This is a genomic window from Marivita cryptomonadis (genome assembly GCF_002115725.1).
Lineage (GTDB): Bacteria > Pseudomonadota > Alphaproteobacteria > Rhodobacterales > Rhodobacteraceae > Marivita > Marivita cryptomonadis.
Genome location: NZ_JFKD01000024.1, coordinates 1 through 14,089, shown reverse-complemented (window position 1 = coordinate 14,089; position 14,089 = coordinate 1). Strand labels below are relative to the sequence as shown.

Genomic DNA, 14,089 nt, shown 5'->3' with positions numbered 1-14,089 from the left:
CCAAGCCTTGCTCAGCGCCTTACTTCAAAGTTTGAAGTTAGCTGTTGCCCTTTTTACGGCCCAATTCAGCAATCGCCTTGTCCAATTCACCAGCAGCAGCTGCTGCATAAAAGGCTTCCAGCACAGGACGCACATCAGCAAGCTCGTTGACGAATACAGCGTTGCTTTTGCCGTAGATGTTCAGAACACGGCTGCCATATTTGCATTGCACGTACCACCCACCATCTTGCTCAAAAAACCAGCGCCTTACCGTTCGCTGTACATCCACAAGCACTCGTTCGCCCAACTCGTTCTCACGCCAGCGTTTTTCTGTAACTGTGTATTGTGAACCCGTCAGCGCAGCTTCCACTACCAGCAGCTGCCGTTCCAACGCCAAACAAAGCTTTTCCCTGCGTTGTATGGCAGGATCCTTTTGCACACTGCGTTGAACGGATTTTAGGTTTAGTTTGGCAAGATGTGACATGGAAAAATGCTCCTTGTGTGACGGTCATTGCAAAACTAACGCCGGTACAAAACAGGAACGAGCCGGAAAATAACCTGCCTTTGCTTACAAAGGATAAATAACTGTGAAGGAAACGCAGTTATGAATTGGAACAAGCGCACACATGGTGGTTGGATCGCAGAGCTTGAGAAGCCACACTACAAGATCGTTGGTGTCTTAAAGTTTGACAACGGACGTTTTGTTCACGCCAATCAAGCTCTGCCCATCTTCAAAACATTTTGGCACAGGATGGACGTGATGCTGTTTGGACATGCAGCACGCAAAGGCATGGGAATACAGCGCTGGTGCTTTACGGAATTCGGCGCATGTGGTCAAAACATTCACCTGCATTTCATGTGTACAGCGCCCATCGCCACCAAACCGCTTTGTGCCATTCTCAATGCAGTTTGGAGCGACATTCATGTGCGCACTGCGGGGACAAAATACAATTGGATCACACCGGTTAGTGATGCCAGCAATGCAGCAGCATACACATCCAAAAGTGTGCAGCAGCAGCAAACCGACACCATCGCAGAGCTGACGTCATTTCAGCCCTTAACACCAAATTTACAGGCAGATATTCACAACACAAAACTCGTCACACGCATATGCAACAAAATCTCAAGTTCTCAACTCAACGGCGCATTACAGGCATTGGACTGGCAAATTGAACAACTCCAACAACGGGCACGTGCAAGGCAGCAACGCTAAGGCATCGACAATTCTCAATTTAGGCAGATTGCTGAAGTGCTTGGCATACAGCAAGGTAAAGGCGCAGGACAATTTGGTGTGGGAGATTGGTGTTGGGCTGCGCAGTCAACGCCAATCTTTACTATACCCAATTAACACCAACACCCAAACAACCACTGACACTGACACTGACACTGACAAGATGAATACACGGTGGAAGAACGAACAGGAGACGACATGGACGCAAACACAGCCCCCCTCATGCAGCAGGTATACACTCAGCTTAAAGCGGTGGATTTGGTTTTAAGCGGTGAAGAGTTCAGCGAGCAGTTTTTGAACAGAAGCAGAAGTACGTATTCGCTGCGCAAGTATCAAAACAAAGATTTCACCATACTAACCGCCATACAGTGCGTGCGTGCATTACGCCGTTGTCATTTCCGCCCTCAGCTCACAACCCAACAGCAGCAGGTATTGGCAGACGTTGAAGCGCAGCTGATGCAGTATTTGCGAACACAGCATCACATTGCAGAGGTGTGTTGAGCGAAAGATTATACAATACATATTCCTTAATCATTTGCTCATAAAATCAATGACGTCAGTGCTTTAGCAGATTTTACAAAAACCATCGTGCCACCAAAGATTAGGATTTATGCTGTGCGTGTACACAGCCACATCTTTTTGGAGAGACAGCAAATGAAGCAAGCCCGTTTGTTGACGCAAGTTGAGCGTCGTCGTTTGCACAGTGTGATCAATTCACAGCGTCATGCAGTTCGAAATCACACAGCAGTGGCGTTGAGTTTTTATGCAGGGTTACGCGCCTGCGAGATTGCTGCGCTGCGTGTTGGCGATGTTTTTGATGCGGCAGGCAATGTGCTGGATACCATTTACATGTCCGCCCAACAGACCAAAGGGAACGCCAGCAGCACGGCGCTTGTGAACGGCAAATTGCGCAAGGCGTTGCAAAAATATGCAGACGCCTATCCGCAGCGCATCGCCCAACCCAGCTCGCCATTGATCTTCAGTGCGCAGGGTGGGGGATTTACAGCGCAGACGATGGTGAACTTGTTTCAGCACTTGTACAAGATTGCTGGTATCACTGGTGCGAGTTCGCACAGTGGGCGTCGTCAGTTTGTGACGGAGCTTGCGGATAAAGGCATCAACGCACGTGTGATCCAAGCGCTTGCCCGTCATAGTCATCTCAACACCACCATGCGCTATATTGATTTGAATGAGAACAAGCTGCGCAGCGCTGTAGAGCTGGTGGATTACTGATCTTCGTTCTCGTTGTTTCGACTATGTGTGCAATTGCTTGGAGCGTTATTTTACAGCGGTGTTTGTTCCGCGTCACTCAAACCATGTAATTTTGCAAGATATTACATCTTCAGCGCACCAAGCTCACCGGCTTAACTGGGCTTTGTGGTTTCAGCTGTCTTTTTTTACTGCGCAGCTTTGTCAAATTCCGTTCCCAATCCGTCTTATCGCTGGCTTTGCCCGCTTTGCGTTTTTTTGGTTTGCGTTCAATCTCTTGTATGCGCATCAAACTCCCCTGCCAAATCCATAAGTACTGGTGCTGCGTCAACTGCCGCTCGCTGATCTTGCCTGTTAAATGGGCGTTCGCACAATATTTATCATTGAGAAAATTTTTCACAGCATCACGTTACTTCAAAGTTTGAAGTAAGGAGCTTGGGATGACGCACGCATTGGATCAGAAACTGGACGCACTGAAGGCAGCGGCTGAAACGCAAACCGAAACGTATAAGAACAGCAGACAGCAACTATACGAAGGCATTGTTGATGCGTATTTGTGGTGGCGAGAGGCGCATGAAGATCCGGAATATTTGGCCACTAAATACAAAGACGCCGGCATTACAGTCCGTAAACCACAAAGTAATCAGCCAAATTTTTTCGCCCTCTTACGTTTGGTTTGGAATGTTGATGCAAGCACACGTGCCAGCGCCATCAGTAATTGGGCAAAAAGCATGCAACGGATTGATGAGCAGTATTCTGATAATCTTCAAGCTTACCAAAATGATCCTCGCGCTCACTTACTCAATTTTATTCATGCCAGTGGTGGGCTTGGTGGCTTACGAGGCGAAAAAGAGCTGTATGCCGACGAAGTGGATACCAACGAAGACAGTGAAACTGCGCCTGCACCTGCGAAGAAAACGCCAGTTGCGCAAGCTCTTAGCACGCAACGCATTGAAGCCGCATCGAACTCACAGCCATTGGCTACACTCAATAATTTTCCCAATGCAGTCACAAACGACAACGGGCTAATTGTCATGCTAGGCCGCCGCACAGAACATGGCACCATCGACATTGTTGGCACTGACTACAGCGAAGCTGCTCTTGCGCTGGCTTTAGATTACTGCACCAATATTGATCGAACTTCAGTGGCACCCAATCTGCGATTGATCGCAGAGGCTTTGGAGCCACACGCCTTACCCAAAAAGCTGGAAAAACATCGCAAACGATATTTTGCAGAGAGCACTATTGTACGCAAAAAGCAGGGACAAAAGCCTGAAAAGATCAAAGTGAACACCACATTACGCACACGGCCTGAGCACAGCGACATCCTTGTCAGCAAAAGTCCCACAACTGTCAGTGTTGTATCCCAAATCAAACGCAAACAAGACTTCGATTTTGCCACCGAAGCCACTTTGTTTGGAAAAGACAGGCAGTGGATCGAAGCTGAGTTGCTGGGAAAAAACAAACTCACGCTTTACACAGCCGAGCCAAGTGCAGGCTATACACCCGACACCAGCACACGTGTTGCCGACTACAACATCACGCTCACCGACACTGCCAGTTCCAAAAACCGACGTCTTCATTTTTACGATGTAACAAAGCTGTCGGATCAAAGCGCTATCCAACAACCATTCGTCTCTAATCCCAGTCAGATTGAGTACGATTGGACAATGCAAGTCAGCAAGCAGTGGCTAGCAACGTTTGATGCCGTGTGTTTAACGGCTTGGATTAACAAAATTGCCGGTAAACACAACAAACCGGAAAATCGCACAGTAATGGTGATGCTGACTGAAGACGAGCTTGTGTTGCATGCTTGGTGGGATGAAAAAGCTCAGCAGTACCAACTCAGCTATTCAGTAGCGCTTGCTGGTATCACTCCAAGCTTCAAACAAGACGCCAGCGCTTCCTTCCAATGCGCAGCAAAAGACTTCGTTCTGTTGTTCAGTAGTTTGCCCAACATCGTATTGGATACGGATAAAATTACAATTCAAGCAAATTCACATGTGATGAACATCAACTACAGCACGTCCATCGCTGACTATCAGCACTTTATTCCAGCAGCTGACACCAATGGCAAACGTGATGAAACTGTGTTTTCAAACACGCTCAAAACACAGGAGGCCAGCGAATGAACAGCAATTTGCCCGGTGTGAATTTTTCCGAAAAATATGACAAATATGCCGTATATTTACCCAGCTTGCAGAAAAAATATGCACAGCTGGCTTGCATGCCTAGTCAAGCAGTAAGGGGTGGAAAACTACCAGGCAACCTTACACTCAACGATTTGAATTACTTCAACGACCAGAGTGCCCTTTGGCACAGCAAATACGCCCTATACAGCGCAGGCTTGTTTAGCAGTTCCCACCTCTCTACCGCCGATATTGTAAGCACACGTGATCCCAAACGCACAACGGTGATTGGAGACAGCGGCGGATACCAGATAGCCAAGTTCAAATTTGCAGGCTCGAAAAATTGGCAAAATCTCAAAAATGATGAGTTTTGCAGAAAATGGATGCAAAACTCGGATTTGAAAGCGCAATATTTACGTTGGCTCGATGTATATTGCGATTATGCAATGACATTGGACATGCCGATTTGGGCTACCAGAGACCGAAAATCAGCACTCAGAAAATTGAGTGTGGATCAACTCATTGATTTAAGCGTTCACAATCTTCGGTATTTTGAGAAAAATTCAGGCAAAGACACAGGAGCACGTGCCAAGTATCTGAACGTCTTACAAGACATTGGCGATGATACTGGCAACGCTTGGTACAAAGCAGTAACGCCATTCACCTTTACACGTGGGTGGGCATTGGGCAGCGATACAAAGAAAGACTTAACCAGTGTGCTATACTGGCTAACAAAGTTGCTGAATGACAAGCTTTTGGACGAAACAGAATGGATACATATACTGGGCACCAGCTCAGCGGAAGAAGCTGTATATTTTACCGCAATCCAAAACGAACTGCGCCGAGTAACTGGCAATGCTGGTTTGAAAATAAGTTTTGACAGTAGCAGCCCATTCCGAACTGCTGGAGAATTCCGTCAACTTTGCCAAATGCCCACACTGGAAGACGCAATTGCAACATGGCGAATAAAAACTGAGGGACTGGTCCAAAACCCCAAATACGTCAATGCAACATCTCGCACATACCTTTTGCCAGACAGCAACTCTCCTGCCTTACAGCGGGTGAGTATAGAGGAGATGATGGTTGAAAAGGATGTAATGGCGCAGGAATATTTGGATAACTTTAGCGAGCAGCTTCTGGCAAATCACAATCAGTACATTTACCACAAAACCTTCACTGACGCATGTGACTTGGTGTTTGACCCAAAACTAGGAGATCAAAGTCGCATACCCTTCGAAATTGCAGAAGGTTTGCTACAAATCGAGCAAGCTTTTAATTGACGCAACTGCTCGTTACTTCAAACTTTGAAGTAACGAGAAGCTATGCAAGTTTTCACGCCGACCAGCTTAAGGCTGCGCGACAGCCGCTTAGCAAATATATCCATGAGTTGGGTGTATTACACCTTGATACATAAGAGAAATACAAAAATAATTATAAATCCAAAATTGACACTGAGCCAAACTATTGAAAGCGTTGAAGCCTCAATCGCAGCAATCATTAATTTCAGTGATGGCTTAGAAATCTATACTATTATATTTTCGCATCAATTTTGCCCGCCGCCGTTCTGTAATTGGCTGAAACTTCTTTCTAGTTGCAGCCGGCGCTAAACTTGTTTCAGATATCCACTTATGAACTTTGTAGTCTAGTACATCAATTATTTTTTTTAGTGCTGCTGGGCGCTCTTCAACCTTTACACGTTCGTGCTTTTTCACTTCGAGCAAAAACATTTCCTCAATTTCCAACAACATTGAAACAACTTCGCCACTTGCATATTTCGTTTCGGGCTGTGTAATAGCCCTCTCAAGCAGAGGCAGCCTGGCGTCAGGTAAATATTTTTGCTCAAATTCTGTATTTATTTTTTCAAATTTTTGATAAACGGGCTTTGTATCAAACAAATCCAAATGCGCCTTTTTCGCAAAATCCAAATTCAGTAATTGCTCCTTTAAATTTTTGTTTACTTCAGAAATTCCCCTCTTGTCATTCCAATGTGGAATAATTTCGTTTAATTTACGAAGCAGTATGCACTGCATTGGCGATAAAGAATGATTAACTCGCGCCTGAATTGGAGTTATAGACTTAAAGCTAGCTACGCCAATAGCGTGCAGAAAATCAGCAAAAATATCTTTACCAATAAAGGCAGAGTGATCATATACACGAAAGCAGCAGTTGTCTGCCCCAAACGCTTGCGCCCATTGCTTTGCAATCTGCAAAAAATTGTAATAGTAATTTTCTGGCACAACGGTTTCTAAGAAGCTGTCGAAAGTGTTCGTTGCTCCACTTTTCAAATGTGTGCTATACAGAGATTTTGCCAGTGCAGATTGCTCCCTAAAATAGCAAATAACCAAATAATCCGAAAAGAATTGGTCAAGAAACGATTTCAACGCATCTATCTCAATCTGAGTGCGCAGGCTACTGTGGAAATGTTCTGAAGTTATAAGAAAATTATCACAGTTTCGCGCATTTTTAACTTCATACATAAAGTCATCAAAAAAATCTTTGAAATATTCTTTTTTTTCTTCATTCGACTCAACGCCGATTTTTTTTAAATTATAGCCCTCATAACCGCTTTTAAAGTAAGACGGCACTTTCCAATTGTTCGAAATGCCTAAGCGCTCCGGCAAATAAACTCCATCAGCATAAAGTTCTGATGCATTCTCATACAATGAATTTTGAATGTAAGTGGTGCCAGTTTTCTCAAGTCCAATATGTAAAACACACCGCATTTGCATTTAACCCTTCGCGCCTAAATTTTATTCACTGTTACAGATCGATTAATATGCTACCGGTAAGTCACCTTGCATTCGATCCACCATTTCAGCGAGTTTGAGAGGCAAATTGACAACCTTAGCAGGTGAAGACAAGCAATATTACTACGTTATTGTCAATTTTGGCCGCCATACAGCCGACATTAATCCTTGCATTGCAGGCTTTGAAGATATGTTGAAAGCGTTCGTACCGCTTCGCAGCCTCACGCATAGCCGACAGCTGCCGCTGTGCACGTTCACGTTCAGTGTTACCTGTAGCAGCGACACAGCTGTGTGTCAGCTCTCAGACACAAGCACTTAAGTTTAATGCACCAGCCACAAGCAGCATTTTTTCTCAACTGGCACTTCCCCACACAATCATCGCATGAAGCTCGCCTTACTTCAAACTTTGAAGTAACGTGTGGTTACCTGAGTGCACTCAGTATTGATGATCAGAACCAAAATCGCATGTGCACGGATAAAATGTATGCATTTATGGCATGTACACAAAATTGTGCACATGTTCTAATTATGCTTTTACTCCTCTGATGATAAACGACTTTATTAGATGTATACCTTTTGCAAATCCGTGTACACCGGTTCGATTCCGGTACTCGCCTCCAATAAAATCAATGGGTTACGAATTTCTCTGCTCATTGGGTATCACCTCTGGTATCAGTTTCACGTTCTGTGCCTGTTCTGTTCGGGGTCATTTGCGCTTTGCTACCGCCTGTCTCGCACGCATGATTTGCCGAGCCTCCCCTGCATATTTGATGATCATCTCTTTGGATGTGTGGCCGCTATAGCTGGCGATTTCATCGTCAGTGCAGCCCGCCCACGCCAATTCCATCACGCCGCGATACCGCAAGGCGTGTTGGTCATGGGCCATAAGGCCCAATCGCTTACGGTCACGCACCATCACACGCGCCATCGCGTGATAGTCCATTTTGGAACCATCAGCCCGCGTCAGGATGTGGCGCGATGGATGGGGCGCAAACCCAAGATCAGCTTTCGCACTATCGAGTGCCGCCTTGAGTGCAATCGTGCAGGGCAGTGAAAGGACCGTATCTGTCTTATTCTGGCGCAGCTTGAGGGTATCGCCGTCATAGTCGCCCCATTGAAAATCCACCCAGTCACCGGGGCGCTGCACGCTCCCCACACCAATCTCAAAAATCAGGCGGGGCAAAGGCGCGCCCTCTTCCCGCATCTTCTCGACAGCCCAATCGGTCCACGGCAGGTGTGGCTTCTTGCGACCTTCTGGAACTTTGAGCTGTTCTATTTCGGTTGCTGGATTGTTGTCGCGCCAACGCTTTCGGATCGCCAACTTGCATAACATGCTGATCGCTGTGGGAAGGTAATTGGCAAACCTGACCCGATGGCGATTTTGGTCCATCGCCTCGTAAATATCGGCTTCGGTCAGCCGAGACACATCCATGTGACCGATTTTTTCTGTCAGATACTCGAAGGCATTATCAAGGTCACGTCGGTAACGGGGGGAAAACCCGGCCCACTTATCTGTTTCTCGCATTGCGCCGATGAGCGCAGTCCATGACGTTTTCACATTAGCCTTTTTGCCACTTAAAATCTCCCAGTATTGGCGGTCGAATTCAGCCGTGCCCTCTTCAGCAGTGATACGTCCAAGATAAATCATCTTCCCGTTGACGCTCTTGCGCACATACCAACGGCCAGACGGATGCCGCCAAAGGTATTTCTTGCGTCGGCCTACCACTGAATTTGATCCCATAGCTCTGTCACATCCCCTGCTGAAATTCGTTTCAGAACCTCAGTATCCCAACGAACAACACCGGGCGCAATTTCATGCCCCGGTGGCAAGTGACCTTCATCGACCAAAGCCTTGAACTCGTTCGTCCGTAAATCGAGCAACCGCGCGGCGGTCGTCTCGCTGGCCATGATGGGTGTGTGCCGCGTCATTTCTCAGCCCCCATTTCTTGGCCCGCACTTCGCGGCGCACCCTTTTGTGCTTTGACGGTGAATTGAGACACATACTTTTCCCAAGCGCCGCTCGGAATCTTCGGGTTGCGTTGTCCAGGTGCGGTGAAGATATGGTCCAACATATCTTCACGGATCAGATATCGGACGTTTGTCACCGGAATTCCAATTCGGTCCGCCAATTCCTTGGGTGTTTCGAGAAGTTTGGTCATGCTTCACCTCATGTTCAAGTTGACCACAAAACGAAGCGAAAGATTCTGTTTTGCCTTCAGGATCAAACAAAAGTACGCTGAAGTTGGATCAAACAGCCGCATCGCCACCAATTGTGGTTATATTTAGCATATATAACCAGCTTTGTGGTCGGCGCAACTAGTAAGAGAGTTGTTCATGACTATTATGGGCCTAGGAAATCGTCTTTCGGCGGTAAGAAGCCAAGCGCACCTCTCTCAGGAGGAGATGGCGCAGCGACTCGAGATCAGTCGTAGCGCTTATCAATACTACGAACGAGGCCAAAGGGACCTGACGGGCTCGCTGCTCCTGAAGATATTCCAAGAGTTCGATGTTGACCCGCTCTGGATACTGGAAGGCGATACAGAAAGCGGTAAGAGCAGGCGACACGAAGAGGTCACGCAGGCCTACCGCAAGATTGGCCTCGCGGTTGAGCATCGTATTGGTGAACGCGGTTTGAGCGTGACACCAGAAAAGAAATGGGACGCCATTGATTTTCTCTTTGCTGAATTTCTCGGTTCCGATGCCTTTAGCAGCACCGAAAGCGCCCCCAATACACAACGCATAGACAGCATTTTGGGGTTGGTGGCATGATGTCTAACACTGATTTACCCGCTAATGTTCACGTCCTAAGGCCACGGAAAGTCTCATTATCTGAGAAGCTTGACCTTTTCCTCGACGAACATGGGCTCGATCTCAAGGAAGCGGCAAAGCAGCCTGACCCCTCCCGCCCGAAGAGCATAAACGGAAATGCGTTGGTCTGCGCGTCCTGTGGTGAAGCGGAGTATCTGACCCGCGACTATTGCCGTTGCGGCCATTACCTTCGCGGGCAATTGGAGGACGAATACCTCGCTTGGGAAAACCAAGTGTATGATGACCACAACAAACTTGCCGATGCGATAGCGCTGAAAATAAAGCCGCTGCGCTATCTCTTCGCCATTGGCTTGCCATTTCTTGTTGGGCCTATGCTCTACCTGAATTTCTGGGCGGATAGCTTCACACTTTATCCGTTGCTATGGATGGCACCGGGCATCTTGATTAGTGGCATCGTGGCGCTGACTGAAAAGGTTCTCACGCGCCCTCTGGAAGCGAGCGCTCATTTCCTAAACACCTATTCCATTGAGACTTTTATTGACCAAAGATTTTTTCAGCTGAAAGTGATTGACCAGTAAATGACCACCAAAGAGCAGATCAGCGAGTTTATCGCGCGCTGGAAGCCGTCTGGCGGCAGCGAACATGCGAATTACCAGCTGTTTATCATCGAACTGACTGAGCTGCTTGGCCTCGAACGCCCCTTCCCGGCGACTGACGACGATGCGAATGATCACTACCGCTTTGAGCGGCCTGTGACCTTTGCACATACTCACAAGCGCAGCACCGGTTTTGTGGACGTCTACCGCGGTGGTCATTTCATCTTGGAAACCAAGCAAGGCGTAACCCAGAAGAAGAACCGGCAAGGCGACCTGACTAAAGGCACGCCCGACCGCAAACAAAAGCGGACCGGCCACGGCGTGCGGGGAACCGCCGCCTGGGACGACACAATGCTCAAGGCGCGCAATCAGGCTGACAACTACGCCCGCGCGGTAGCCAAAGACGATGGCTGGCCACCTTTCCTCATGGTCGTCGACGTTGGTCACGTGATCGAGCTCTACGCTGACTTCTCGCGCCAAGGCCAAGGTTACAACCAGTTTCCAGATGGCAACCGATACCGCATCTTCCTTGATGAGCTGCACAACGAAGACACCCGCGACCTGCTACGCACCATCTGGACCGATCCCTACAGCCTCGACCCCTCGCTCAAATCTGCCGAAGTCACCCGTGATATCGCCGAGCACCTTGCCGAACTGGGCAATAGCTTTGAAAGCCAAGGCCACAACAGCGAAACCGTTGCCCGCTTCTTAATGCGTTGCCTGTTCTCCATGTTTGCTGAGGACGTGGAGCTGATCCCACTGGGCAGTTTCACCGCCAAGCTCAAGGAATTGCGCGGCCACCCCGAACACGCTGAACCCACGCTTAAAAGCCTGTGGGAGGTGATGAACACCGGGGGCTTCTCTCCCGTTCTGATGCAGGACCTCAAGCGCTTTAACGGCGGTCTGTTCAAGGATGCCGACGCACTGCCGCTCAACACCATGCAATTGGGCCTGTTGATCGAAGCGGCAGAGGCGGATTGGAAACAAGTCGAACCCGCGATCTTCGGCACGCTCCTCGAGCGCGCCCTCGACAAACGCCAGCGTCACAAGCTTGGCGCGCACTACACGCCGCGCGCTTATGTGGAACGGCTGGTCACGCCCACGATCATGGAACCGCTGCGCGAAGATTGGCGCGACGTGCAAACCGCCGTACAGCGCTTGACCGAAGACGACAAATCCGACGACGCCCTGCAACTCGTCAGGGACTTTCATAGCAGGCTCTGCGAAATCCGCGTGCTTGATCCCGCCTGCGGCTCCGGCAACTTCCTTTATGTCGCGCTTGAGATGATGAAACGCCTTGAGGGCGAGGTGACCGCGCTGCTGTCCGAGCTGGGCGAGACCCAAACTAGTTTCATCACCGTTGACCCGCACCAATTTCTTGGGATCGAGCTGAACCCATGGGCCGCGAATGTGGCCGAGCTGGTGCTGTGGATCGGCTATCTACAATGGCACTTCCGCACCTATGGCAAGGCCGCTCCTTCAGAACCCGTACTGCGCGACTTCAAGAACATCCGCAACGCCGACGCTGTGCTCGAATGGTCAGAACGTACTCCGCGCATGGACGACACCGGCGCACCAGTCACCCGCTGGGACGGCGTAACCACGGTCTGCCACAACGTGACAGGCGAGGAAGTGCCAGACCCCGACGCCCGCGTGCAGGTCTATGACTATGCCAAGCCGAAGGCGACCAAATGGCCCGAGGCAGAGTTCATCGTCGGCAACCCGCCCTTCATCGGAGCCTCGCGCCTGCGCGACTCGCTGGGCGATGGCTATGTCGAGGCACTGTGGAAGGCCTATCCCAAGATGCCGCAAAGCGCAGATCTTGTGATGTTCTGGTGGGAAAAGGCAGCGCTAGCTGCGCGGGCTTGGAACGCCAAGACCAGCAAAGGCACCCGCCGCTTTGGCCTGATCACCACGAATAGCTTGCGCCAAACGTTCAACCGGCGTGTGCTGGAGCCACATTTGAACGACCCGAAAAAGCCGCTCTCGCTACTCTTCGCCATTCCTGACCATCCTTGGGTCGATACGCTCTATGGGGCTGCGGTGCGGATCGCCATGACCGTGGGAGCGGCGGGCAATCGGGTTGGGCGGCTGCTGACCGTCGCGACAGAGAGCAAGGAAAAGAGTGAAGCTGACGGACGCACCGTGACATTTGATCATCAGATCGGTAAGGTGTTTTCCAATCTTCAGATTGGAGCAAATGTTGCTGGATCAAAACCGCTCTTTGCAAATGAGGGCTTGGCTTATCGCGGCGTCCAGCTCATCGGATCGGGCTTTATTGTAACTCCTGAGATCGCCAAGTCTCTTGGGCTCGGAGCAGTCGATAAGGCAGAAAATCATATCCGAGAGTACCGCAACGGTCGTGACCTTACGGCAAATCCACGCGGAGTTATGGCAATCGATCTTTTTGGACTTTCAGAGTCCGAAGTGAGAAGTCGATTTCCTGCGATTTACCAACATTTAACTGACAACGTGAAGCCGGAACGAGAGCAAAACAATCGCGCAAGCTATCGAAAGAATTGGTGGATACACGGCGAGCCACGTAGAGACTTAAGACCAGCCCTAGAAGGATTGCCACGATACACTGCAACAGTTGAAACCATGAAGCATCGGATTTTTCAGTTCTTGGATGCTTCAGTGTTGCCAGACAATAAGTTGATAGTGCTTTGCGTGTCAGAACCTGAGCGTTTGGCTATACTTTCTTCTCGCCTTCATGTTTGTTGGTCGCTCGCCGCCGGAAGTTGGTTAGGTGTGGGAAACGATCCAGTTTACGCAAAGACAAGATGCTTCGATCCGTTCCCCTTCCCCGAGCTCACCGAGGGCCAGAAAACTCACCTCTGCCAACTGGGCGAAGACCTCGACGCGCACCGCAAGCGCCAACAAGCCGCTCATCCCAAGCTGACCCTAACCCAAATGTACAACGTACTGGAAAAGCTACGCGCGGGGGAAACCATCGAGGGGAAGGACAAAGAAATCTATGACCAAGGCTTGGTCAGTATCCTTCGTGACCTGCATGACCAGATCGACGCCGCCGTGGCCGAAGCCTATGGTTGGCCTGTGGACATGAGCGACGAAGACATCCTCCTCCGCCTCGTCGCGCTCAACAAAGAACGCGCCGAAGAAGAGGCACGCGGCCATATCCGCTGGCTCCGCCCCGAATACCAGAACCCTACCGGCGCACAGGCCGCCAAGGGCAAGACCACAGAGATGGACCTGGGCGCGGTCGCCAAGATCGAAAAGGCTCCATGGCCCAAAACCCTCCCCGACCAAATCGCCGCCGTCCGCGAGGCCCTGTCCGAAATGGGCGAAGCCACCCCCGACCAAATCGCCCGCCGCTTCATGCGAGCCCGCACAACGAGCGTGCAACCGCTGCTGGATAGCTTGGCTGCACTGGGCCAGGCTGAGAAACTGGAAGAGAACCGCTATGCT

The 14,089-nt window shown here is 49.6% G+C and carries 14 protein-coding genes; 8 read left to right on the top strand and 6 right to left on the bottom strand.

The genetic code is table 11. From position 1 onward, the window contains the following. Positions 1-37 precede the first annotated feature (37 nt). Positions 38-463, bottom strand: coding sequence for a hypothetical protein (locus MCRY_RS23440; protein ID WP_244897939.1), 426 nt, complete (start codon positions 461-463; stop codon positions 38-40). 120 nt (positions 464-583) lie between these two features. Between MCRY_RS23440 and MCRY_RS19360 the strand changes: the two genes are divergently transcribed. The 3 genes from MCRY_RS19360 to MCRY_RS19350 all read left to right on the top strand — a co-directional run bounded on the left by MCRY_RS19360 (position 584) and on the right by MCRY_RS19350 (position 2,443). Further along, positions 584-1,192, top strand: a complete 609-nt coding sequence (locus MCRY_RS19360; protein WP_085632949.1) for a hypothetical protein — start codon at positions 584-586, stop codon at positions 1,190-1,192. 216 nt (positions 1,193-1,408) lie between these two features. Continuing rightward, positions 1,409-1,711, top strand: a complete 303-nt coding sequence (locus tag MCRY_RS19355; protein ID WP_085632947.1) for a DUF6626 family protein — start codon at positions 1,409-1,411, stop codon at positions 1,709-1,711. Positions 1,712-1,864: 153 nt separating this feature from the next. Continuing rightward, a complete protein-coding gene (locus tag MCRY_RS19350) occupies positions 1,865-2,443 on the top strand; it encodes a tyrosine-type recombinase/integrase (RefSeq protein ID WP_085632945.1) in 579 nt (192 codons plus the stop codon). A gap of 109 nt (positions 2,444-2,552) precedes the next feature. Here the strand turns inward: MCRY_RS19350 and MCRY_RS22655 are convergent, their stop codons facing one another. Then, positions 2,553-2,819: a hypothetical protein gene (locus tag MCRY_RS22655; RefSeq protein ID WP_139834129.1), complete on the bottom strand. Its 267-nt coding sequence runs from the start codon at positions 2,817-2,819 to the stop codon at positions 2,553-2,555. A gap of 40 nt (positions 2,820-2,859) precedes the next feature. Here MCRY_RS22655 and MCRY_RS19345 point away from each other — a divergent pair, with 40 nt between their 5' ends. Together MCRY_RS19345 and MCRY_RS19340 are read left to right on the top strand one after the other, a co-directional pair. Continuing rightward, complete coding sequence (locus MCRY_RS19345) at positions 2,860-4,551, top strand: hypothetical protein (RefSeq protein WP_085632944.1); 1,692 nt, start codon at positions 2,860-2,862, stop codon at positions 4,549-4,551. After that, a complete protein-coding gene (locus MCRY_RS19340; RefSeq protein ID WP_085632942.1) occupies positions 4,548-5,828 on the top strand; it encodes a hypothetical protein in 1,281 nt (426 codons plus the stop codon). The genes MCRY_RS19345 and MCRY_RS19340 overlap by 4 nt, the downstream gene beginning before the upstream one ends. Before the next feature lie 234 nt (positions 5,829-6,062). On the opposite strand, the gene MCRY_RS19335 is transcribed toward MCRY_RS19340, so the two are convergent. The 4 genes from MCRY_RS19335 to MCRY_RS19320 all read right to left on the bottom strand — a co-directional run bounded on the left by MCRY_RS19335 (position 6,063) and on the right by MCRY_RS19320 (position 9,454). After that, positions 6,063-7,277, bottom strand: a complete 1,215-nt coding sequence (locus MCRY_RS19335; RefSeq protein ID WP_085632940.1) for a hypothetical protein — start codon at positions 7,275-7,277, stop codon at positions 6,063-6,065. Between the two features lie 724 nt (positions 7,278-8,001). After that, entirely contained in the window at positions 8,002-9,036 is a 1,035-nt protein-coding gene (locus MCRY_RS19330; protein ID WP_238939455.1) for a tyrosine-type recombinase/integrase, read from the bottom strand. Then, positions 9,015-9,224 (bottom strand): hypothetical protein, encoded by a 210-nt coding sequence (locus MCRY_RS19325; RefSeq protein ID WP_085632936.1) that lies wholly within the window; start codon positions 9,222-9,224, stop codon positions 9,015-9,017. The genes MCRY_RS19330 and MCRY_RS19325 overlap by 22 nt, the downstream gene beginning before the upstream one ends. Further along, a complete protein-coding gene (locus MCRY_RS19320) occupies positions 9,221-9,454 on the bottom strand; it encodes a hypothetical protein (protein WP_085632934.1) in 234 nt (77 codons plus the stop codon). Before MCRY_RS19320 ends, MCRY_RS19325 begins: the two co-directional genes overlap by 4 nt. A 175-nt stretch (positions 9,455-9,629) precedes the next feature. On the opposite strand from MCRY_RS19320, the gene MCRY_RS19315 reads away from it, so the two are divergent. From MCRY_RS19315 to MCRY_RS19305, 3 genes are all read left to right on the top strand, one after another. Continuing rightward, positions 9,630-10,064 carry a helix-turn-helix domain-containing protein gene (locus MCRY_RS19315; RefSeq protein WP_085632932.1) on the top strand — a complete coding sequence of 145 codons (435 nt, stop codon included), beginning with the start codon at positions 9,630-9,632 and terminating at the stop codon, positions 10,062-10,064. After that, positions 10,061-10,642 (top strand): hypothetical protein, encoded by a 582-nt coding sequence (locus tag MCRY_RS19310; protein WP_085632931.1) that lies wholly within the window; start codon positions 10,061-10,063, stop codon positions 10,640-10,642. The genes MCRY_RS19315 and MCRY_RS19310 overlap by 4 nt, the downstream gene beginning before the upstream one ends. Then, positions 10,643-14,089: class I SAM-dependent DNA methyltransferase (locus MCRY_RS19305; protein ID WP_085632929.1), on the top strand; the 3,447-nt coding region annotated here is incomplete at its 3' end. It lies immediately after the preceding gene.